Source organism: Lactiplantibacillus sp. 30.2.29 (assembly GCF_018991255.1).
Taxonomy (GTDB): Bacteria; Bacillota; Bacilli; order Lactobacillales; family Lactobacillaceae; genus Lactiplantibacillus; species Lactiplantibacillus pentosus.
Map to the genome: position 1 here is coordinate 101718 of NZ_JAGYGU010000008.1, position 22965 is coordinate 124682.

The following is a 22965-nucleotide window of genomic DNA, read 5'->3' on the forward strand; positions in this document are numbered from 1 at the left end:
CCCCAATCGAATCACCGTAACGTATAGGGTAAGTTCATTTCTTGGAACAATTCCTTGACCGTCTTGTCGTACACTTCCTTGAAGAAGGCATCACTCTTCTTTTGCGCTGGTGCTGGTAGCACAAAGGCATTCTGGCGATCACTCTTGTATAACCCAATGTACGCCCGGGTATGCTTGTTTTTATCTAATAAATCTGAATGGTACACATCAAATAGTTGGCGAACTTCTAGCCGTTCTTGCCGTTCACTTAAGACGCTTTGGACCGTGACAAATTCAGTGCCATGCAGGACGGGTAAGTGCCAAGCCGTCATCTGGTCATCGAAGGCCTTGAACAATTTGACGACGGTCCGCCGCATCGCAAATGGCGTATCGACAGGCTTCTTGCTAATCACCGCGTATAATTGTTGTGCGGCTGGCCAGGCTTGTGGATAGGCCTTAGCGACCTGTTGCTCACGTTCAGCAGAGAGTTCCCCGTTGAAGAAGACGAGCAGGTCAGTCAACGTCAATAACCTTAACGTCATCATGGCATCGGCCTTATCTGGTTGTTCAGGGTCAATGGTCGCCGCCACGCCCTGCATGTACCAGTCCTCGATTTGGTCGTCGATCAAGTCATGTTCCCGTTGTTTGCGCACCACGAGCACATGGCTGACCATATCGTAGAGTTCCATGGCGATCGCCATCAGTTGTTCATCGAGTTGTTCGTCACGCGTCGTTAAATTAAACGTCACCTGCGGAAAACCTTGTAATAGCAAGAGCAGATGCAACAATTCATGCGACGCCGTGTAATTTGGGGCAGTCACGTCATTCACGCGAACTGTCAAATCACCATTATCCAGAACTTGTTGTGCTTGGTCGTGCCGAACATAGCCGACCTGGTCTTCACCAAAACTAACACTAATATTGCCTGGGTACAGGGAATTGGCAGTGCTTAGTAAGTCCGTTACCGTTTGATTTAATTTAATTTCAGTCATCAGTCTCTTCCTTTGCTTGTCGCAACTCGGTAATGATACGTTGCGTCGTTGCGAGATCTTGTTGTGGCGCTAATTCGAGTCGTTGTAAAACCGTCGACAACTCATCGTCGGTCGCGCCAGCCGCCATTGCGAGTGTTTTCAATTGTAAGTGCATGTGGCCCTGTTGAATCCCGGTCGTCACGAGTGCCCGTAACGCTGCTAGGTTCTGCGCTAGCCCAACGGCGACCATAATTCGTTCCAAATCACCCGCGCTTTTGACGCCTAACAGCCGTTGGTTCAATTGGGCTAATTCGTTGATTTTGATTGACCCGCCAACGATTCCCACTGGCAACGGCATTTCAAGTTCACCGTGAAGGATTTTACCGTTAGTCATCCATCGACTCATGCCACGGTACTGACCGTTTTTGACCGCATAAGCGTGGGCACCACTTTCAAGCGCCCGCCAATCATTTCCACTGGCAATTGCCACTGCATCGATGCCGTTCATGATTCCCTTGTTATGGGTCGCCGCACGGTAAGGATCAATGTGCGCGACCATACTTGCCGAAGCAATCTTTTGCGCCACCAGCTCGCCGGAATAGCGTCCCGCTTGGAGTAATTCGACTGGAATATCGCAAGCGGCTTTGACCAGGCTAGCGGTCGCATAATTCGACAAGATGCTCATCAACGAATCCTGCTTCGTCATCACGGCAATCGCTTTGGACACGGCCTCCAGCATACTATTGAGCATATTGGCGCCCATGGCCTCTTGAACGTCAACGAAGAGGTCAATCGATAGGTAACCCTGACCGAGGACCCGCGGCCGAATCCGTCGTGCGCCGCCACCCCGTTTTTCCAAACTTGGATGGGCTTCATTCGCCACGGTCAACAACGTGGACGCATGCTTGGTCACCATCGCCGCCACCGCAGCCGGATCGCTCACCTTTTCCAAGACAACTTGTCCAATCATTTCGCGCTGATTCAGCGTTGTGGTGATGCCACCGCCCCGTTTCATGATTTTAGCGCCATTGCTAGCCGCCGCAATCACGGACGGTTCTTCTGTCACCATTGGCACGATTCGGTTGATACCATCAATCACGAAATTGACTGCTAAGCCCATTGGTAGTGGATAATCAGTCAAATAGTTCTCAATAATCTCGTGGTGTTGCGGGACATAATATTGCTTAAATAGTGCCTGTTCAGCGGGTGTCAAATGGGCCTGTTCCGCGACGATTGCGACGCGTTCATCCCAATTTTTTTGGTAAAAGTGTCGAAAATCTGCTGTCATATTCTCATTCCATCCTCTTATTTAGGTTACTGTGCTAGGTGTTCAGAAATAATGCCTTCGCGGACGCCACTCTCAGAGAAAATGACGCGGTCGCTATCGAGCATCTGCAATAAGGTGACAAGTGGTAACATGCCACCAACAATAGTATCCGCGCGGTCGTACTCCATTCCGGAGATTTCTTGACGACCCGTTTTAGAGCGCGAGAGTAAATCTAAGAAGGTATGAAAGACGGTCTCGGTCTTCAACCGGTAACCATGGATATCTTCGACCTTAAGTTTTTGTTGCCTGCGCCGATTGATGCGCGCCAAGGTCCGATTGGCACCCCCTAGTAGAATGATTGGATCATGTAACGCTTCCGATAACCACCAAATATCCGCGAGCCGATTGCGTAAAAACATTTGGGCACGAAATAGACTGGCAGACGGCACCAGGTCATCGAGGCCAAATTGTTCAGATAGTGTCACTGCACCAAACGGAATACTGATCAGCTGCTGCTTACGCCCATTTTTGACTAAAATCAGTTCACAACTCGCGCCACCAGTGTCCAAAATCAGACAATTATTGATGACTAACGAATTGGCAACCCCTAAGTAGTCGTAGTAGGCTTCATCGTCACCAGACAGCACCCGCAAGTCTAAGCCAACTTCTTGCTTCACTTGGTTCAAAAAGGCTGTCTGATTCTCAGCCATCCGAACTGCCGCCGTGGTAATGCCAATGACATCCGTATCCGGCATCTTCTCATAGAGTCGCCGAAAGTTCAGCAACGCTTTGATCGTACGCTCAATTGCAGCTGGCTGTAAGACGTGTGACGCCCCCATTCCTTCAGACAAACGGGTATCTTCCTTGACCCGCTTGATTTCTTGAGCGGTGCCATTGGCGTGCAACCGACTCACCGCCATTCGCGCTGAATTGGAACCCAAATCCACAATTGCTAAGTTTCTCATAACACCACGCTCACTTTTCGCTTTTTGGAATATCGATTAGCTTTATTCTAACATTTATGCGGTCCCACGGGGGCTTCTCGCGTTAGATTGTGCACAAAAAGATTGTAAGACTATCAAAACAAACGTCACTAGGGTTGTGGGCTAGTGACGCTCGTTGGGAAGGTTTAAGAAAATTATGCGCCGTTCCAGATTTGGTCGACTAGCTCTTCTACTTCGCCCTGTGTCCGTTCATCACGGTCATCCTGATACAAGGCATACAAATGAAACGGGTCCAGAACATTTTCTGGATAATCCTGAATTTGCTTAAACAATCGGTTGAACCCAGCTAGCTGATATTTTGAAACTTGAACTTCACAGCCCGACGCTGCCCCAAGCTGAGATTGGCCCGCCGACAATACCTTTTGACGCTGTGTACGGTCGATAATAATGGTGGGTAGCGCTTGATTGTCGCTAATCATCGTCACTTTTGATAGCGCACTAACGCCAGAATAAAGAAAATCAGCGGCAATCGTTGATGTCGGAAATTCAGCAAACTGCACACGATTGGCATTTTGCACGGGTGAAGTTAGGAATGGCGCGATTTGCTCAAACAGCCGACGACTATTGAATTGACAAGCATAGACGCGGTCCTTAGTCTCCCCTAACGCCTTAAGCCAACCACGTGCAACGAGTTGCTTAGCTGCCCGGTTAAACGTCACTCGATTATTAATATTGACCTGCTTACCAATCGTATCCGCAAATCGTTGGCCACTTTTAATTAGGAACCGATCATTGGCCGTGCTAAACGCAGCGAGTTCAGGTCGCGTCTGTGCGTGCTCAGGACTGCGTTCAAAAATCAACTGTGCCATAACGAGGGTCAGCGCTAGTCGTTGCTCAGCAGGGGCTAGCTTGTCTGGGGGCAGCACTTGTTGTTCAGTGACCAGCCCGGGCAATAAGCGCGTTCCCATGAACGGAAGAAACATCTCACCATCGGAAGTCATAAATGGCAGCAGGTGTCGCAAGTACTCACGGCGTTCAACCGTAGACAGTTGCGTTGCTAGCAATACGATTGGCGTGTTCGTTGATTGCTTAATTTGCGGAAACAACACCACCGGCCGCAGTGCGCGCTGACCATTGTAGACCAAGAATAAGACAGCCTGATCAAGTATCGTTCCCTGCACAAGCAGTGTGTTTTTTTGATCAGACGGGCCCATTGCAACCGTCGACGATTCAACTGCTTCCCCGACCGCTATCGGTATCCCAGTCCCTTGACTAATCTGATGTAACTGACTAATGATTCGATCCACGTTTGCGCCCTCCTCGCGGTTATTTTCGCTGATTGTAACATCATTTTAATTGATTGTAACATTGCAACGTTACAATTATCCAAAGTAACGTTACAATCTTTTTCAACCCCGTCGCAATCAAAGTTCATTTTTGTTGGGCAACCGCTATTTAGGTCGTCACCTCCGAACTCACGAAATGCGGAATCCAATTATCAGTCATCGCACAATGGCAACTAATTGCCACTACGATATAAATACGTCAACTAGCATGCTGGCCATTTACAATCGGCATAAACTCATTCAATTCTTAACTGTATTTGGCTCAGATTTATTCGCGTCCTCATTGGCGGAACCATTTTTACTAGTGCAAACTAAAGCGGTCCCCAGATAAACAGGAGACCGCTTAGTAACACTGTATTTCAAATAATCAATCAATTTTGTCCGTTCACACTGGACTAATCTCGTTAGCCAACGAATCAACTTAACGTAGTGCTTTCGATGGCCGAACATTGATTGTAACCCGCTCAAAACGATTGTAACATCGGAACCTTACAATCGCGTCAGGCCGGTGATAATTCACACCTCAGACCCGTTCTTTAGCCTGATACGCCGCCAAAATCTTGCGCACATCGTCCGTTGATTTGGCATCCATCATCGTATTGCGTAGGTCGGTGGCGCCTAATTCTGGCCGCGCATAAATCTTGAAGAACCGTTTTAATGATGGAAAACGCGGAACGTCATAGCGCGTTGCAAAATCGTCGAACAAGTCGAGTTGCATATTCAGTAAGCCCAATAGTTCGGGCAAATCGTGCGGCTGTGGTTGTGCTTCAAAGGCGAATGGATTGGCGAAGACGCCCCGGCCAATCATGATACCATCTAAGCCAGGGTGGGCTTTGGCCAGTGCGACCCCCGCTTGATAGTCAGCCACATCGCCATTAACTTGCAACAACGTCTCCGGGGCAATTTCGTCACGCATCTTAATGAGATCATCGATGACCTCAAAGTGCGCAGGAACCTTGCTCATCTCCTGCTTCGTCCGTAAATGCACGGTCAAAACGGCAACGTGTTGTGCCAACAGGGTTGCAATCCAATCATGGTATTCGGCGACCTTGCTGTAGCCTAAGCGCGTCTTGGCGCTGACTGCCAGTCCCGAAGTCTTCGCCGCAGCAATCACATCCGCCGCCCACTGTGGATTTCGAATCAAATCACTGCCACCATGATTTTTGATGACCGTGCCATCCGGACAACCCATGTTAATATCAACGGCTTCAAATCCCCGCTGACTCAGCTCAGCAGTCGCCGTTGCAAAATCAGCCGCTTCATTGCCCCACAGCTGAACGACCGGTTTACGCGATTCAGCGTCTGCCACGTAAAGTCGCCCGTGCACTGGGAACTTCGTATTCGGATTCGTGATGCTCTTAGCGTACACGAACTCACTAAAAAACGTATCCGGTGCTGCCGCATGGGCGATCACTTGCCGAAAAACCGTATTACTAACAGCTTCCATGGGTGCCATGGTGAAAAACGGCCGCTGTTCAGCCTTTGCTTGCGCCGCAATCTGCGACCAAAATGGTGTTGCTGTCACGTTCTCTTACCCCTCATCAATACCTTGATTTCAAATTAATGCTTTCAATTTTAGCATTGATTCACGCGTTTTGCAGGAATGACGTTTGACGCTTCTTGACTCAACCAACTAAATCACCTACTCAAAACGATGCTGGATGACTTCTTGGTGACGCAGCTCGCGTAATAAGGCTTCAATAATGTATAGGCACGGAACTTGGCTAGTTAAATCATAATATTGGTGAATCCGTTCTTCAGTTGCTCGATAAGTTAAAGCATATCGACTCATCCGTGCAATCGTACTTTCGATATTGCTGGTGATGCTGACGATATTCACCTCAGGATTATTCACAAAATCATTCAGCATTTCGACAAGTTCCGTGGTTTGACCGGATACTGACACCGCTACCAAAACATTGTTACTCGTATTACGCAATTGCGGTAACAATGGATAGAACGGATCCTTGACAACGTAACTGTTGAACCCCAAAGATGACGTCTGTCGTGAGGCGTATTCCCCTAGTGCTGCAGAAGCGCCAATTCCAACAAACACAATGTTATCTGCGTTAACCATCAGCTGTGCCGCCAATCGAATAATTTTCGTTATATCGGCCGGAAAGGCGCTAGGCTGAACAAATTGAATTCCCGGTGCATCAGTCTTTTGAATTGGCGTCTCACTGCGCAACGAGACTTTAAATTCTGGAAAACTATCATACCCAATTTTGTGAATAAATCGCATGACCGACGAATTAGAAACATGTGCGCCCCGTGCTAATTCACGGACTCGCATATATGGAATTTGCTCATCGTGTTCCACGATAAAACGATAAATTGCAAGATCTACCCCAGACAATTTATCAATATCCTTATAGCCAAAGAATGCCATCGTTAGCCACCACCCTATCTGATAATCTATCCACTAGATTACCATAAAACAAATGACTAATTAGAAAAATATCTTAGATCACGCGTTACACTAGTTGTTATTTAGCATTAAAGATGATTAACTCATGCCATTTTTCGTTCAAAAGCGGTCAGCTGAGAACCGCTGAAAACACAGCGAGTTAGCGTAAACCTATCGTGTTGTTCGTCCTATACCGGCTTCCAGGAATTTCTGACAACGCTGGAACGCGATGGGCACAGATTTAAGCCGACAACCCACGTCTTAAATACTGGCCTTCCACTAACCAAGCAAAGGACGCTTGCTAAGTGGAATTTCATCGCTGAGCATTGTCAGAAACACCTTCCAGCCTGAGATTGTATTCGCAAGGCAGACATGTGTGCACCCAACCTTTAGCGGACAGATCGTTGATTTTTTTAACAACCGTCATTTTTAAGTTCAACTGTAAGACTAGTTTCTAGGTTGTTATGTTCATATTTTATTATCAATATCCCTGAACCTGGCCGAATTTTCTTTAGATAAACGAGATGTAAAAGTCTAAATACCAAACAAAGCACACGACTATCGTTTAACTTTAAGACTTGATCTCATTGAAATTAGTCAATATTCTCAGCATCTGAAGACGATGAAAAATTATTGACGCTGATTAAAAAAGTTTGCATGAAGGCCCAGTCACCTAATATTCAGTGGCCAATTGTACCTAGATAGGTGGCCGTTCATCCGCCATTCGAATGGCTTCCCGACTGGATGGGCTGGCGGACAATGCTCAGTAGCCAAATTATTCTTAGTCGGAAGTGTTTTTCTTCCGGCTTAGAATAAGACTCGTATTTGAAATTGCGCAGTGGGTTTCTGCGTGAGTTCAAATCGATGTCGGCTGCGCTCCAGCAATTGTCAGCCGGCCACGGAAGTCGGAATCGGACGCGCATCAGCTGACGAACAGTAAGCCAAACAAATGGCATGAGTCATGTCAAATCAACTAGCACAATGCGTATCAGATTGCTCTTTCTACCGCTAGAATTAAAAAGTGTCTAGCTCATGAATCCGCTAGACACCCCTCAATTCTTACCCGCGTTTAATCAACTGATACACCGCTCCAATCATTCCCGCATCATTTCGCAACCGTGCTGGAACAACTGGCGCTAACTTTAACTGTTTAATACTATTGTGATTGGCATGCAAATCAGCAATTGTCGCATTCAAGTTCGTCATAAACGTTTCATTGGCGCTAATGCCACCACCAATCACGACTATTTCTGGGTCAAACGCAACCATCAAATTAATAATCCCCTTAGCCAAACTATAGTAATAGCTGTGAAAAACATGCTTGGCCAGCGTCTCACCAGCGGCCGCACGCTTGAAGATTTCGCGAGCATCATTAACAGTGTCCGTGCTAAATTGATTATAGCGACGGATTAAGCCGATTACCGTTGCCCCGCGAAAGTTAAGCGTCCCCATCTCAATATCGATGTCATCGTCATCAACCACCATCCAGCCAAATTCTCCTGAACGTGCATGTGCCCCACGATAAACTTGATTATTGATGATCAGTGCCCCACCAACGCCAGTTCCTAAGACTAGACTTAAATAATTAGGAACATTTTGTGCGACACCCAGCCATTGCTCGGCAATCGCTGCCGCGTTCGCATCATTTTCAATAATCACCGGCAACTTAGTTTGGGTCTGCAACTCGTCTCGTAAATTAATCTGCTCAAATGCGGTCACTGCACCAGCGGTCGTCAAAAAGCCATCGCTTTGAACAACACCAGGCATACTGACGCCAATCCCCGCAACCGGGCCATCCGTTTGTAACTCCTGAACCATCGCAACCAAGTCAGCCATGATATCAGATTTAGTCGTCGCAGTTGTCCGGGTTACCTTACGACTAATATGACCATTGCCATCAACCAAGCCACACTTGATTGAGGTCCCACCAATATCAATTCCAATATACATTGTCATTCAATCTTCCTCCTAACGTGCAATGGCCAGCTATCTAAGCTGGCCGTGCACAACATCTATTTATGATTAGCTTAGTCACAAAGTTCATCTTTATTTCCAACAGTAACTATTCAATCTCAGCACCATTGGTTGTAATGACATGCTGATACCAAGCAAACGAGTCCTTTTTATAGCGTTTCAGGCTACCAGAACCGTCATCATTCTCATCCACGTAAATGAAGCCATAGCGTTTGGACATCTGACCAGTGCTGGCCGCAACTAAGTCAATGCAGCCCCACGGCGTATACCCAATCAAATCGACCCCGTCTTCTAAGACTGCCAGCTTGATTTGCCGCAAATGATTCGTCAAATAATCGATGCGATAATCGTCATGAATTTGATTATCCGCCGTTTTTTCATCAATAGCACCTAACCCATTTTCGACGATAAATAATGGTAAGTGGTAACGATCAGTAAACCAGTTCATGGCATACCGTAGACCAATTGGATCAACTTGCCAGCCCCAATCACTCGCTTTAAGGTACGGATTTTTGACCAGATCGTGTTCTTCGTTATACACGAGTTTACCCGTATCCTTTACCGTAAATGACATGTAATAACTGAAGCCAATATAATCTACTGTCCCCGCCTGAAGGATCTGCAAATCTTCATCAGTAATGTCCAGGTTAAAATGTTCCGTTTCAAATCGGTTCTGTAGCCATTGCGGATAATAACCATTACAATGCACATCCGCAAAATAGAAGCGTGTCTGCATTGCTCGCTGAGCGAATAGCACATCGGCCGGTGCCGCCGTCAATGGATAAATCGGGCACATCGCAATCATACAACCAATTTGAAAGTCAGCATTGATTTCATGCCCCAATCGAACGGCCATCGCGCTGGCGACTAATTCATAATGTGATGCCTGGTACATCCAACGTTCACGATTTTCGCCTGGCTGATGGATGATTCCTGAATCTGTCAACATGGCGCCATCTGATTCAAAATTAGTCTGATTGTTGATTTCATTAAATGTCATCCAATACGTGACCTTATTGCGGTAACGTTCAAAACAAGCCTTAGCAAATTTCAAATAGAATTGGATCAGCTTCCGATTACGCCAACCGCCATATTGCTTCACCAAATGATATGGCATTTCAAAGTGTGCAAGTGTCACTACCGGCTGAATGCCATACTTGAGACATTCGTCGAATAAATCATCATAGAATTGAAGTCCAGCTTCATTAGGCTCATCCTCATCACCATTCGGGAAAATTCGCGTCCAGGCAATCGATGTCCGAAAGCACTTGAAGCCCATTTCAGCAAATAATTTGATGTCTTCGGGATAACGATGATAAAAATCAATTGCTTGATGATTCGGGTAATACTTATCTGGGACCACGCCATCCGTAATTTCTCGTGGCTGCTCGTTAGTACCTAACGTCATAATGTCGGCTGTACTAATCCCTTTTCCACCTTCGTTATAACCACCCTCTAGTTGGTGTGCTGCAACCGCACCGCCCCATAGAAAACCATCGGGAAATGCTCGTCCTTTAATTGTCATATCTACTCCTTTAAACTTACGCCTTAGCTGCTTCTGCCGTACTACCGTCTGCTGCATCCTGCGTATTTTTGTCAGACTGGCTATCCGAAGCCATCATCTTATTCGCGGCCAGAACAAACGGCATGTACGTTAATACAGAAATTCCTAAACAAAGAAAACCAATAATCAGACCAAGCCAGTTACCACCTGTTCCTAAGAACGGCATCAGCGGTCCAGGCGCGTCCATGTCAATCCAAAGGCCGGTGTTGGTATCCAATTAAAGATAACGGTCACCGTATAACCAACCAAGATATTGATGACTGGTGTTAAAACAAATGGAATCGCCATAATTGGGTTCAAGACGATTGGTAGCCCAAACATCAATGGCTCATTAATGTTGAACAACCCTGGTACCAACGCTAGTTTGGCAATTTCACGATAATCTTTACGCCGTGAAACCAGGAAGATGGCAATAATCAAACCAAGGGTCATCCCACTACCACCCATGTTCGCAAAAACATCATTTAACACACTCCAGGTCGCACGGTTTGGAACACCCCATGCCGTCCCGTGAGCGTTAATAAACGTTTGATTCTTCAAATCAGCTTCAGTAAAGATAATGGAACGTAAAGCGTTTAATGTATTCGGACCGTGAATCCCAACTAACCACAAGAGATTTTGAACAATAGCGATGATGATAACCCCAAACAGGTTAACGCCAATATGGGTCAAAGGTGTTTGAATTGATTTATAAATAATATCATTGATACCTTGTGGTGAAATTAGTGATAAGCCATAGTTCAGCATAGAGAACAACATAATCATAATAACGATTGGAATGAGCCCGTTGAAGGACCGCGCAACTGCCGGCGGAACCATTTCAGGCATCTTGATCTGCATCTTTTTAATCTTCGTTAAGCGCGGCAAAAATTCACCAACTAAGCCACCTACAATCATTGCCACAAATAACCCTTGGGCACCTAAGTAGGTTGTTGGTAGATAAGTAACGCCATCTTTAACGATCGATGGTGAGTATAAAATCATGAAGCAGGCAATCCCCGTCATCCCCACTAACATGTCGTCCGCCTTAAAATATTTTGCTAGATTCCGCGCAACTAATAGGCAATGAAAATCGACAAAATATTCATGGTCCCGTTAGTCACCGAAGTCAATAACTTCTGCGCATTTTCCAAATGTGGGAAAAATTTGGGTAAAAATAGAATTTGTGCAATAAACCCTGTTTTGGAAAAGACCAAATTATTAATTAAAATAACTAACGAGGCAGCCATTGTGATTGGAAATGTATACATGAAAGCATCCCGAATCGCTGCAACGTGCCGTTGCTCGTTCAACTTAACCGCAAATGGTACAATGTGTTTTTCCATAAACACGTTAAAACCGTTCATCATAAGTTGTTTCCTCCCTTTGATTTAACTTACAAAAACTAGTATAAGGCAATCACAATCGCTCTGAAAGGGCTTACAGCGTCGTTGCGTACTTGTTCCCTCTTGATGGTATCGCGACCACCATTGGAACACTATGTACCACTCAGTTACCGACTGAAATGGCAAAGCCTCAAATTCCATACATAGGATTATTCTATTCGCACCTTTAAGGGCCACTTCCACTGAGATTTATCAATGGCCTTCAAACCGCCTTACTAAGTCGATAAATGTCATAAATCAATGCAGTACTAATTCAAAGTTTGCCTGAAGGTCCAGCCGCCTAATATCAAATGGCCAATTGTACCAAGTTGGGTGGTCGTTCATCCGCCAGTTGAGCGGCTTCCCGACTGTAAGGGCCAGCTGACAATGCTCAGTAGCCAAATTATTCTTAGCTGGAAGTGGGTTACTTCCGGCTTAGAATAAGACTCGTATTTGAAATTGCGCAGTGGGCTTCTGCGTGAGTTCAAATCGATGTCGGCTACGTTCCAGCAATTGTCAGCTGGCCCTGGAAGTCGGCCTAGGGCACCTCTCAGCTGACTAACAGTACACCAACCAGCAGTGCATTATGATCACAATTCACATTAACTTCACGCCAATGAAAAAAACGATCTCGCCCAAGTGAGCGAAATCGTTTTTTCAATCCTAATGTCTACTGCCCATAACTAGCAGCCATTTGCGTCATCATTTTCTTAAAGCGGCGTTTGCGGAACCAACCCAGGAAGAGGACGCCAAGCTTATTGTTGGCATTAGTCTTCCGATCTTTACCGAGGAAGGTTTCAGCGTATTCTAAGACGGTTTGCTGACCATCGTCAGTTGTCGCGAATTGGTAGTCGACCCCGTAATGGTCACGCGGCGTCTCTAATTCGTAGGCGTAATGGACACCCGGCTGTGCGTGGGTGATCTTCAATTGACCAGTCAGACCGTTAGACCACTGTTTTGCATATTCGTAGCCTTGAAGACTCTGACGTGGTGCTGGTCGTCCGGTTTGCTGCTGAATATCAGCGCGCGCGGAGTCGATCAACTGTTGGTATAAATAATCCACTGGGGCATTCAAAGTTAATTTAATCTGCATGTTTATGGCTCCTCTCTAACTGGCCCACCCGCCGATAAACGACGAAGAGCGCTGCACTAACCGCCAAACCTAATCCGAGCGTCACCCATTGACCCGTGGTTCCGGCCAGGGGACTTAAGATAACGGCTAAAAATCCAAGGTTCATCCCGATGAGTAAACACTGCTTTAAGCTTTTCATGACAATCTATTCTCCAATCGCTGCTGGTTTAATCTTATTAGCGGCCTTAACAAATGGCACGTAAATAATGAAGGCAACTGCGGCGTTGAACAGCTGTAAGACAACTGAACGCCAATCCATAGTGGCAACTAACGCATTCATAATCGGTGGCATTGACCAAACAATGTTGTTCGTAATTGGTGCGACCCAACCGGCAGCCAAAGCGGCGTAAGCGATTGAAACGGTCACAACGGGTGCTAAGACGAACGGAATAAAGTAGATTGGGTCAAGCACGATTGGCATCCCAAACATAACTGGTTCGTTAATGTTGAAGAATCCAGGTCCAATCGCTAATTTGGCAACCGAACGTTGATCGTCCCGTTTACTGAAGACCAAGATGGCGACTAACAGTAGTAAGGTCGAGCCGGCCCCACCAATCCAAGCGTATAAGTCAAAACAGTTCCGAGTCCAAACGTATGGTAAGGCTTTGCCAGCTTGGTAAGCGTTAACATTAGCAAGCTGAGCAGTTAACCAAATCCCATCCAAGATTGGTGCTAACACGTTGGAACCGTGAATACCGAAGAACCAGAAGACTTGGACTAATAACGTCATCAATAACACGGCGCCGTAGCCTTGACTCATGTTTAATAGTGGTTCTTGAATAATCTTGGCAATCCATTCAATGACCGTCGTGTTGAACTTACTGAAGATCCAGTTGATGATCCCAACAACGTAGAACGCAGCGGCAGCTGGAATAACCCCAGTGAAGGCGTTGGCAACAGCCGGTGGAACAGAATCTGGCATCTTGATCGTAATGTGTTTCTTCATCAATGCAATGTATACCACGCTGGCAATTGCCCCGAGGATCATCACCGTAAAGAAACCATACGAACCAAAGTAAGTGTTGAAGTTGAAGTAGCCCCAAGCGGTCACCTTTTTACCAGCAACTGCCATTCCTGAATCGGTCAAAATCTTCGTCGCGCCCTTGCTCAAAGTACTGGTCAAGGTCCCCGTGAAGTTTTGTGGCAAACTCATGATGAACGTTCCCAGCGTCACGATCCCACCGGTAACTGGTTCAACTTTGTACTGAATTGCTAATTGATACCCGAATGTAAACGAGAAAATCAACCCTAAGATGGCTAACGTCCCCGTCCAAACCATCGCGTTGATGCCGATTAACCATTGCATCGAGTTAACAAATCCCATCCAACCAAACTTAGTTGGAATATCGCGAACTAAGGCGTTCAGTACTGTGGCGATCGACCCGGCCATCATGGCTGGCATAATTGCAATAAACGCGTCACGTAATGCGACCAACCACCGTACTGCACCAATCTTCGCTGCAATCGGTACCAAGTGTTTATTAAGCCATTCGATAAATGAATTCATAATATACCCCTCGCTCCTAATGTAAGTTTTCGCTAGTTAGTGCCCAACCCACTCGTTGCGGCACCCCCGTACTAGTTCTGCAAATCAATATTTTCCGTATGGTAATAGAGTTCTAAATCTGGATAAACGAAGAACGTTCTCGAGAAGTTGAACACCGTCCCATTCGCCAAATAGTTGATTGCTTCCAAGCACAACGTCTTGTCACCATCTGGACAATCGAGCAGCGCAGCCTGTTCCGCGTTGACCCGTACTTGATGAACGTAATTTTCTGTCGTGCTCCCCGTGATGTCATACGCCTCGCGTAAAAAGGCGAAAATCGAATGTTGCACGCTATCACTGGATAAGAATGGCACGACGGCTCGTGGAAAATAAGATTCTTCCAAATCATACAAGACGTCTTTCAAATACCGCAGCCGAACGACGCGATACACTTCATCACCAACGGCAATATTCCCCTGCTGTGCCAGTTGGTCATCCGCCGTCACCTTATCAAAAGTCATCACTTTTGACACCAGTGGTCCACCATCGACCATCGCGGACTGGTCAAATCCAATCGATAAATTCAATACCTTCTTCGTATCCTGAGGTTGCTTAATAATAAAATTGCCACTTCCTTGGACCCGGCGTAATAGTCCGTGCCGAAACACGACATCGATCGCCTTGCGAATCGTATTACGGCTCGCATGATATTGCGCCATCAACACTTTCTCGGTCGGTAGCTTCGTCGGATATTCATCCGCCATTATCGATTTAATGATTGCCTGCGCAATTGCCTGATACATGACTGATCCTCCTTTCTCTAAATTAGTAGGTGCTTGTAAAACTTGTGCCCACAAATTATATTAGCACATTCTTTATGAAAACGCTTTATTTTTCATAATTTTATACCAATGAATTTATATTCCTGATAACCACCCGCGTCACTAGCCTTCAGTAGACCCTTACCGCCCAATTTGGAGCTAAAAATTTGAATTTTTCCGTCAATTTAGTGCTGATTCAAGTGGAAAAACACTGATTCGAAGTTAGCCAAAAGGACCAGTCGCTAAATATTCAACGCGCAATTGCACAAAGCTAGGTGGTCGTTCATCTGCCATTCGAGCGGCTTCCCGACTGGCCGACCCGCCGGACAATGCTCAAGGGCGAAATTATTCTTAGTCGGAAGTGCTTTTCTTCCGGCTTAGAATAAGACTCGTATTTGAAATTGCGCAGTGAACTTCTGCGTGAGTTCAAATCGACGTCCGCCCTGTTCCAGCGTTGTCAGCCAGCCCTGGAGGTCGGAATCGGACGCGCATCGGCTGACGAACAGTACGTCAACTAACTAGCGGAATGCGCCACCTTGCTATTGGCACTTAAAGCCCAAAAATTTGGCCCACGTCATTACCTGTCAAGCTACCCGGGGTTGGCGAGAATAGTTTAACAGGCAATGACGTGGGCCAAATCGCCTAGTCTAAGTGTAATTGTTGCCGGTATTTGGTGAGTTCTTCGGTGTTGCCGTAAACAAAGTGTCCCGGCTTGATTTCTACAAAGCTCGGCTTGTCATGTTCATAATGATGCATCTTCGCATCGTAAACGATCAGTTGCTTTTGACGAGCCAAGATTGGATCTGGAACCGGAATCGCCGATAATAACGACTGCGTATACGGATGAATCGGATGTGCGAACAGTTCCTGCGTCGGCGCTAATTCGAGGATCCGGCCATTATGAATGACTGCGATTCGGTCTGAGACAAACCGCACGACGGAGAGATCGTGCGCAATAAAGAGATACGAGACGCCAAGCTCCCGTTGAAATTTCTTCAATAGGTTCAGGACTTGGGCTCGAATCGAGACGTCCAGCGCCGAAATCGGTTCGTCGGCCACGACTAGTTCCGGACGCATGACCAAGGCACGCGCAATACCGACCCGTTGCCGTTGTCCGCCAGAAAATTCATGTGGATAGCGGTAGAGATGCTCTGGCAATAACCCGACTTCCGCAATGATGTGCTTAACTTTATCTAAGCGATCTTGTTCGGAGTCGTACAGATGAAAGTTATAGAGGCCTTCCGAAATAATATATTCGACGGTCGCCCGTTCATTTAACGAAGCCGACGGGTCCTGAAAAATCATTTGAATTTTTCGCGTTAAAGCGCGTTTTTCACTTGCAGGCATGGCTTGATTGATTTGCTTGCCATGAAATTTAATCGTGCCCTTAGCCGTGGGGTTGATGCCTAGAATCGCGCGACCAATCGTGGTTTTACCAGACCCCGATTCGCCCACTAGTGACAAGGTCTCACCAGGATAGATATCAAAATTCACATCTTGAACCGCCGTAAATTTACGTTTGCCGGCGCCAAATGAAATCTCAAGATCACGAACGTTCAGCAAAGCTTCCTTAGTTGTTTCCAATTGTGTCTCCCCCCGTTTCCGCATCAGCGGCTGTCTGTGACAGCTTTACTAATCGTTCATGTAAATTTTGGATGATTTTAGGTTTTTCAACTTTGGGCGCTCGCGGATCCAATAACCATGTCTTGGCCCAGTGCGTTACCGTCACCGCAAATTCAGGTGGCTCACGCTTAAAATCAATCGCCATGGCAAACGAGTTGCGGGGCGCAAAGGCATCCCCAGTAATATCGTTATACAGTGACGGCGGCGTTCCCGGAATCGAGTATAAACCGGCTTCCTGTGTCGCTAACTGTGGCAACGATGACAGCAAGCTCCAAGTATACGGATGCCGTGGATCGTAGAAAATCTCGTCACACGTTCCCATTTCAACGATCTGACCAGCGTACATCACCGCAATTCTGTCCGCAATCGACGCCACCACCCCCAAATCATGGGTGATAAAAATCGTCGTAAAGTGATACTCTTTTTGCAGGCTCTGAATCAATGCCAAAATTTGTGCTTGAATCGTCACATCCAGGGCCGTGGTCGGTTCATCACAAATCAAGATTTTCGGATGACAGGCCAAGGCGACCGCGATGACGATTCGTTGCCGCATCCCACCGGAATACTCAAAGGGATATTCATTATACCGATTGGCCGCATCCGGAATACCAGTACGGGTCATCAAGTCAATCGCTAATGCTTTAGCTTCCTTAGCTGATTTGCCCTGGTGCTTGACGATCACTTCCGAAATCTGTGAGCCAATCGTTTTGATTGGGTCTAGTGAGGTCATCGGGTCTTGGAAAATCGTCGTGATTTCTTTACCACGAATCCCGTCCCAGTCCTTATCCTTCTTCAAATCGCTCAAGACGACGTCCCCATACTGAATCGTCCCATCGGCAATATAGCCATTGGCTTCGAGCATCCCAGTAAAGGTCTTCGTTAACACCGACTTGCCAGAACCGGACTCCCCAACAATCGCCAGGGTCTCCTGATCTTTTAAATCTAAAGTCACATTTCGAATTGCTTTTAATTCCCGCCCGCGCACCTTGAAGTTCACAGACAGATTTTTAACAGATAGTACAACATTATTCTCCAATCGACTGTCCTCCTTACATGTGTGTCCGTGGGTCAGAGGCATCCGCCAAGTTCTGCCCGACGATATATAGCGAAACGGTAATCAGTGCTAACACGAGCACCGGTAACCAGAATAGATAGGGATAACTCGTCATATAGGGCGAATATTGTGAAATCAGCCGCCCGAGCGACGGCACATTCGAACTTAAGCCGACCCCCAAGAATGACAAGAACACTTCATAAGAAATGAAGGATGGCAATAGTTGTGACAATTGCGTCACGATCACGGACGTCAGGTACGGGAGCACGTTACGAAAAATCATGCGTTTGGTTGGCGTTCCTAAGGTCTTGGAGGCGATATTATATTCTCGGTCACGGCGTAACATGACTTGGACACGAATGAAGTACGCCGTTCCCAGCCAAGTCGTCACCGTCATCGCAAAAATCAGATTCCAAAAACCATTTCCGAACGTATATGAAAGCACAATAATAATCAATAAGGTGGGCACATTGGAAAAAACGTTGTAGATTTCAAGCATCAAACGGTCAAATCGTTTGGAATTACCCCAAAAGGCACCAACGACCACTCCAATCACGGTAGTAATCAGCGAGGCCACGACCCCGATTGAAATCGACGTCCGAGCCCCCGCCCAAATGGCATCGAACAGGGACTTTCCATCGGCGTCCGTCCCAAACCAGTACTTGGCATTTGGCCAATTGTAACGTGCGCCAAAATCATTGATATTATTGACATCCATCATGTTATAGCCACTGAACAATGGCTGGATGAAGGCCATTAACAAAATAACCAACATCAACACAAACATGGCGATGGTCACTTTGTTGGCGAAAAACGTCCGCGCCACCGACTTCCAGTATGAATATTTCGGCGTATCGATTTTTTCCGCTGCCTTATCGTCCAGTGTGACCATCTTAAAATCACTATCACGAATCTGTGCATCATTTGTTGTCATTCTAATCATCTCCAGACGCTGAAAGTTTGATCCGCGGATCAACAATGGTCATCAAAATATCACCCAGTAAAATCGAGAACACGGCAATCGTCGTAAAAATAAAGACTAATGCGATCACGATCGGGTTGTTGTGGGCCAAAATTGCATCCGGTAGCATCTTGCCCATCCCGGGCATCGCAAAAATCGTCTCAGTCATCGTAGCACCGCCAATCAAGCCAATAATTGACCCGGGCAAGCCTTGAACGATTGGAATCGACGCATTTTTGAAGATATGCTTCCGATAAATTTCCCCTTCCGTCAATCCTTTGACCTTCGCAAATTTGACATAATCTGATGACTGCTGATCAATCATGTAACGCCGGAACCAGATAATGAGCCCGGAAACGGATAGCAAGCCCAGAATAATCGTTGGCGAGACCCATGAGGAGAAGGCTTCCGCACCCTTAGTTGGGAAAGAATCGGGTAGTCCGAACACGGCACTGCCTAGATACCGGAATGCATAGATGAACGCCAGGCTTGGCACCGCAATCAGCGCGGTGACAACCCCTGTGCCGACTTTATCAAACCACTTGCCTTTATAACGGGCCATTAAGATTGCCATTGGAATCGAAATCAAGTAGGAGATGACTAGCGCACCTAGCCCGGCCTTAAACGACGTCCCAATCATTGACGGATCCTGATGCTGCTGCTCGGTATTCGTATAATTATCACCATAGCGTTCGCGGGTCATCGCATCCTGCTTACTGCGCTGTTGATATTGGCGGGTATAAACATTATCCGCACTATTCAACTGCTGCTTACCGTTGAAGGTGTATTGGCCCAACTTGATTTGCCCCTGACGACTCGCGATAACGTTATCCACACTGATTCCAGCGTAGGTCGGATAAGAAGTCCCCAGATCAAGATGGATGATATTCTGGTGAATATACGGAAAAGCACTGTTGAAGTAGATCTGGTAACGATATTTGGTCCCAGAACCGACCAGGGCCCACCCAACGATCTTATCCTTCTCAATCTTCAAGTATCGTGGCAAGTTGGGGTTATCCTTATCATGCACGGCCCACGGGGTATCGATTTGAATCAAACCAGCATAGAACTTCGTTAAGCGTTCTATCAGTGGCAGATTGCGCGTCGCATAATAATTTTTACTCTTGGGATAACGATGCACACTAAACCCGTGGTTATTCGCCCACTTCTTAATAAGCTTCGTATTAGCTGCCGTGTGGGCGGACGTAACCGACTTGTCCGTCTTCTCAACCTTAACGACTAATGACTTGGTATCTAGATACTCGATGTAATTCATCTTGTCATACGCGTTGTTTTTATAATCGACTAGCTTGTCAGGCTGCGCGTTCAGCTTACTGATCATCGTGTCTGATTTGAAAATATCACGACGGGGTACCAATGAATAAATGATAATGAATGTGAGGGTCGTCACTAGAAAGATACTCACCAGTGAACGAATGACCCGAAATAACAAGTATTTCTTCATGCATAACTCCTCCCCGTGTATAGAAAAAAGGCTAGTTACGCGCTAGCCTTTCTTCTATAAACGTAAAAACTATTAGTTGGTTTCGTCAGCTTTAGCGATTTTAGCTCGCTTGGCTTCCCAAGCGGTCTTGGCTTTGTTATATTGTGCCTTCGTTACGGCCGTCTTTTGGACCCTCATGTACTTGAAGCGTGCGGAGCCCAACCCAGATTGTGCGTATGGTTTCGTGTATGGCACAACCTTCGTTACGGATGGCGAACCACCAAGTGAGTAGACTGGAATCTGAATTCCGCTATTCGTTAGCCAAGCTTCGGCCTTGGCAAATGCCTTGTACCGTGCATTGGTATTCTGAGTAATTGCCTCAGCCTTATCTAGCAGTTTTTCATATTCATCCAACCCAGTTGCCTTGATGGCGGCAGTGTTGGAAGCACTCTTGCTGGTACTTGGATCAAGTCCCAACGTATGGAGGTTAGAACCAGAAGCCGGGTTATAGATTTCCAAGTAAGTCGATGGATCATCATAATCTGGTGACCAGCCAGATGCATTACTGATATCGTAATCACTCGCCTTACCAGTCGTTGCATAGTAGGTAATGGCATTGAATTTATCATCGCTCAACAATTGAAGGTCAATCGTGACGTTCTTCTTGCCTAACGTTGCTTCAACTGATTTCTTAAACGACTTAGCTTCATTCAAGTTGATCGTTGACTTCTCATCAACTGGTAAATCAAGGTGAATCGTCCCAGTAACGCCTTCAGACTTCAACGTCTTGAGCGCTTTAGCAAGGTATTCCTTCGCTTTGGCTGGTTTGTAAGTCCCATCCTGTGCATCCGCTAAGTTCACATTGCTAAAGGCCGTCGAAGCGAGGTCCTTCTTGACCTGGGTCCCGAAATTCTTACCATTGATCGTGACAAACGACGGTGGCGTAAATTCATTACGAAGCGGCCCCTGCTTTACCATTAAGTTGTGCGGTGTAGTCGGTCTTATTAAAGGCAAACTGAACGGCTAACCGGAAATCACGATTTAAAATTGCTTTGCGCGTATTGGACTTCTGCTTTGAAGTCGTCTTCGATGTTTGCGTATATGATTGCCGGTTCAGATTAAAGGTGAAGTTATATGTCGACGCATCCTGATCTGACCAAATGATATTGTTTTTGCTTTCTTTGACAACATCTTTATAACCAGCAGAACTTGGGTAGACCCGTGCGGCACTATAGTCGCCGTTCTTGAATGACTTGTAGAGACCATCAGGATTACTCCCGTCGTTATAAGTCAATTTAACCGTCTTCAAGTAGACATGCTTCTTGTCCCAATAACTCGCATTCTTAGTGAATTCGATCACTGACTTAGACGTAAAGTTCGACAAGACATACGGCCCGTTGTAGAGAATTCCGTCCGCAGACGCCTTCCCAAAGTTCTTACCCTTTTGTGCCAAGAACTTCGCGTTGACTGGGAACATGACCCCGTATGTTAATTTCGAGTTCCAATAACTTTCTGGTTTGTTCAACGTGTATTGGACCGTATAATCGTTGACTGCTTTAACCCCAACAGTCGAAAAGTCCTTGGTCTTACCATTGACATAAGCATCCAAGCCTTTGATACTGTCTTGAACAACATATAGCGTCTCAGACTTAGCTGCCACCGCGTGCTTTAACCCGGTCACAAAGTCCTGCGCCTTAACTGTTGCATAGGGATTTCCTTCACTATCAACCCACTTGACACCTTTACGGAGGTGATATGTATACGTCTTACCATCTTTACTTACTGACCATGACTTTGCCAGCGCACCTTTTAATTGGCCGTAAGAGTTACGTTCCAACAACCCGTCCTCAAAGTTTGAATAGATATCGCTATTCGTCGATCGTGACGAAACGGTATAATCAAAATTATCTGGATCAGCCGTATAAACATAACTATAGCTCGATGCTAAGTTACTGCTACTACTTGAACTAGATTTCTGAGAACCACAACCCGCTAAAAGTAATACCCCTGCCAAAAAAGTCACAGCAAGCCAACTCTTTTTTCCTTTCATAGATCCATCTCCTTAACTGCTAATCAGCTGTGTTTTAATAATAATATAATATATGCTATATTTCAACATCTAATTTTAATCTTAATTTAATTATTTTTATAGGGCAGCAAACGCTGTTTTGACGTTAATTGTCGATGTGCAGGGCCATTTTTATGATAATTATATTGATAAATTGATGAGTTACTCTCGCCATATAATGAGAGTTTTTCACATAAACTAGATATAGCATATGGGATATACATTAAAATGGAAGCAGTGGTTAGCTTACTGTTCGTCAGCGATGATCGTCCGATTCCGGCTTCCAGGGCCGGCTGACAACGCTGGAACAGGGCGGACATCGATTTGAACTCACGCAGAAGATCACTGCGCATTTTCAAATACGAGTCTCCTTCTAGCCCGGGAAGTTCACCCGGACAAGATGAACTTCGCCCTTGAGCACTGTCAGCCAGCCCTTCCAGTCGGGAAGCCGTTCGAATGGCAGATGAACAGCCACCTATCTGGGTGCAATTGACCACTGAATTTTAGGTAACTGGTCCTTCAGGCAAACTTTTAGGCGACGTTGATGCTGCTTTATGGCA

At 46.2% G+C, this 22965-nt stretch carries 19 protein-coding genes and 1 pseudogene; all 20 read right to left on the reverse strand.

From position 1 onward, the window contains the following. Positions 1-11: 11 nt before the first annotated feature. The 20 genes and pseudogenes from KGF65_RS06180 to KGF65_RS06270 all read right to left on the reverse strand — a co-directional run bounded on the left by KGF65_RS06180 (position 12) and on the right by KGF65_RS06270 (position 22764). Positions 12-971: a hypothetical protein gene (locus KGF65_RS06180; RefSeq protein WP_003637628.1), complete on the reverse strand. Its 960-nt coding sequence runs from the start codon at positions 969-971 to the stop codon at positions 12-14. Next, entirely contained in the window at positions 964-2238 is a 1275-nt protein-coding gene (locus KGF65_RS06185) for a hydroxymethylglutaryl-CoA reductase, degradative (RefSeq protein WP_050337749.1), read from the reverse strand. Before KGF65_RS06185 ends, KGF65_RS06180 begins: the two co-directional genes overlap by 8 nt. Before the next feature lie 26 nt (positions 2239-2264). Continuing rightward, complete coding sequence (locus KGF65_RS06190) at positions 2265-3182, reverse strand: Ppx/GppA family phosphatase (protein WP_216748147.1); 918 nt, start codon at positions 3180-3182, stop codon at positions 2265-2267. 173 nt (positions 3183-3355) lie between these two features. Beyond that, positions 3356-4468, reverse strand: a complete 1113-nt coding sequence (locus KGF65_RS06195) for a hypothetical protein (RefSeq protein ID WP_101872775.1) — start codon at positions 4466-4468, stop codon at positions 3356-3358. Between the two features lie 562 nt (positions 4469-5030). Further along, positions 5031-6032, reverse strand: a complete 1002-nt coding sequence (locus KGF65_RS06200; RefSeq protein ID WP_101872774.1) for a tRNA-dihydrouridine synthase — start codon at positions 6030-6032, stop codon at positions 5031-5033. A 117-nt stretch (positions 6033-6149) separates the two neighbouring features. Continuing rightward, on the reverse strand, positions 6150-6896 hold the full coding sequence (locus KGF65_RS06205) for a MurR/RpiR family transcriptional regulator (protein WP_050337753.1): 747 nt from the start codon (positions 6894-6896) through the stop codon (positions 6150-6152). A gap of 1077 nt (positions 6897-7973) precedes the next feature. After that, positions 7974-8870, reverse strand: coding sequence for an ROK family protein (locus KGF65_RS06210; RefSeq protein ID WP_101872773.1), 897 nt, complete (start codon positions 8868-8870; stop codon positions 7974-7976). Positions 8871-8976: 106 nt separating this feature from the next. After that, a complete protein-coding gene (locus tag KGF65_RS06215) occupies positions 8977-10413 on the reverse strand; it encodes a 6-phospho-beta-glucosidase (protein WP_216748148.1) in 1437 nt (478 codons plus the stop codon). A 16-nt stretch (positions 10414-10429) separates the two neighbouring features. Continuing rightward, a pseudogene (locus KGF65_RS06220) lies at positions 10430-11798 on the reverse strand (PTS sugar transporter subunit IIC). A 688-nt stretch (positions 11799-12486) separates the two neighbouring features. Continuing rightward, the gene (locus KGF65_RS06225; RefSeq protein WP_003637623.1) at positions 12487-12909 is read right to left on the reverse strand and encodes a DUF3284 domain-containing protein; all 423 of its coding nucleotides are present in this window, start codon (positions 12907-12909) and stop codon (positions 12487-12489) included. Next, a complete protein-coding gene (locus KGF65_RS06230; RefSeq protein ID WP_050337756.1) occupies positions 12899-13087 on the reverse strand; it encodes a hypothetical protein in 189 nt (62 codons plus the stop codon). Before KGF65_RS06230 ends, KGF65_RS06225 begins: the two co-directional genes overlap by 11 nt. Positions 13088-13093: 6 nt before the next feature. Then, positions 13094-14455 (reverse strand): PTS sugar transporter subunit IIC, encoded by a 1362-nt coding sequence (locus tag KGF65_RS06235; RefSeq protein WP_003637622.1) that lies wholly within the window; start codon positions 14453-14455, stop codon positions 13094-13096. Between the two features lie 71 nt (positions 14456-14526). Then, positions 14527-15237, reverse strand: coding sequence for a GntR family transcriptional regulator (locus KGF65_RS06240; RefSeq protein ID WP_003637621.1), 711 nt, complete (start codon positions 15235-15237; stop codon positions 14527-14529). A 660-nt stretch (positions 15238-15897) separates the two neighbouring features. Further along, a complete protein-coding gene (locus tag KGF65_RS06245) occupies positions 15898-16839 on the reverse strand; it encodes an ATP-binding cassette domain-containing protein (RefSeq protein WP_088770104.1) in 942 nt (313 codons plus the stop codon). Beyond that, on the reverse strand, positions 16826-17914 hold the full coding sequence (locus KGF65_RS06250; RefSeq protein WP_253954383.1) for an ABC transporter ATP-binding protein: 1089 nt from the start codon (positions 17912-17914) through the stop codon (positions 16826-16828). Before KGF65_RS06250 ends, KGF65_RS06245 begins: the two co-directional genes overlap by 14 nt. Before the next feature lie 13 nt (positions 17915-17927). Continuing rightward, a complete protein-coding gene (oppC, locus tag KGF65_RS06255; RefSeq protein ID WP_087842815.1) occupies positions 17928-18866 on the reverse strand; it encodes an oligopeptide ABC transporter permease OppC in 939 nt (312 codons plus the stop codon). 1 nt (position 18867) lies between these two features. Then, on the reverse strand, positions 18868-20358 hold the full coding sequence (locus KGF65_RS06260; RefSeq protein ID WP_216748150.1) for an ABC transporter permease: 1491 nt from the start codon (positions 20356-20358) through the stop codon (positions 18868-18870). Between the two features lie 72 nt (positions 20359-20430). Next, on the reverse strand, positions 20431-21315 hold the full coding sequence (locus KGF65_RS16990) for an ABC transporter substrate-binding protein (protein ID WP_253954382.1): 885 nt from the start codon (positions 21313-21315) through the stop codon (positions 20431-20433). Then, entirely contained in the window at positions 21290-22387 is a 1098-nt protein-coding gene (locus KGF65_RS16995; RefSeq protein ID WP_253954381.1) for an ABC transporter substrate-binding protein, read from the reverse strand. Before KGF65_RS16995 ends, KGF65_RS16990 begins: the two co-directional genes overlap by 26 nt. 86 nt (positions 22388-22473) lie before the next feature. Beyond that, entirely contained in the window at positions 22474-22764 is a 291-nt protein-coding gene (locus KGF65_RS06270) for a hypothetical protein (RefSeq protein WP_146127356.1), read from the reverse strand. Positions 22765-22965 lie beyond the last annotated feature (201 nt).

Excerpts from the sequence above, each read along its gene's own strand:
- KGF65_RS06260 (WP_216748150.1), bottom strand. The coding sequence starts at position 20,358 with ATGAAGAAATACTTGTTATTTCGGGTCATTCGTTCACTGGTGAGTATC.
- KGF65_RS06210 (WP_101872773.1), bottom strand. The coding sequence starts at position 8,870 with ATGACAATGTATATTGGAATTGATATTGGTGGGACCTCAATCAAGTGT.
- KGF65_RS06180 (WP_003637628.1), bottom strand. The coding sequence starts at position 971 with ATGACTGAAATTAAATTAAATCAAACGGTAACGGACTTACTAAGCACT.
- KGF65_RS06230 (WP_050337756.1), bottom strand. The coding sequence starts at position 13,087 with ATGAAAAGCTTAAAGCAGTGTTTACTCATCGGGATGAACCTTGGATTT.
- KGF65_RS06205 (WP_050337753.1), bottom strand. The coding sequence starts at position 6,896 with ATGGCATTCTTTGGCTATAAGGATATTGATAAATTGTCTGGGGTAGAT.
- KGF65_RS16990 (WP_253954382.1), bottom strand. The coding sequence starts at position 21,315 with ATGGTAAAGCAGGGGCCGCTTCGTAATGAATTTACGCCACCGTCGTTT.
- KGF65_RS06240 (WP_003637621.1), bottom strand. The coding sequence starts at position 15,237 with ATGTATCAGGCAATTGCGCAGGCAATCATTAAATCGATAATGGCGGAT.
- KGF65_RS06225 (WP_003637623.1), bottom strand. The coding sequence starts at position 12,909 with ATGCAGATTAAATTAACTTTGAATGCCCCAGTGGATTATTTATACCAA.
- KGF65_RS06190 (WP_216748147.1), bottom strand. The coding sequence starts at position 3,182 with ATGAGAAACTTAGCAATTGTGGATTTGGGTTCCAATTCAGCGCGAATG.
- KGF65_RS16995 (WP_253954381.1), bottom strand. The coding sequence starts at position 22,387 with ATGAAAGGAAAAAAGAGTTGGCTTGCTGTGACTTTTTTGGCAGGGGTA.
- KGF65_RS06235 (WP_003637622.1), bottom strand. The coding sequence starts at position 14,455 with ATGAATTCATTTATCGAATGGCTTAATAAACACTTGGTACCGATTGCA.
- KGF65_RS06215 (WP_216748148.1), bottom strand. The coding sequence starts at position 10,413 with ATGACAATTAAAGGACGAGCATTTCCCGATGGTTTTCTATGGGGCGGT.
- KGF65_RS06185 (WP_050337749.1), bottom strand. The coding sequence starts at position 2,238 with ATGACAGCAGATTTTCGACACTTTTACCAAAAAAATTGGGATGAACGC.
- oppC (WP_087842815.1), bottom strand. The coding sequence starts at position 18,866 with ATGACAACAAATGATGCACAGATTCGTGATAGTGATTTTAAGATGGTC.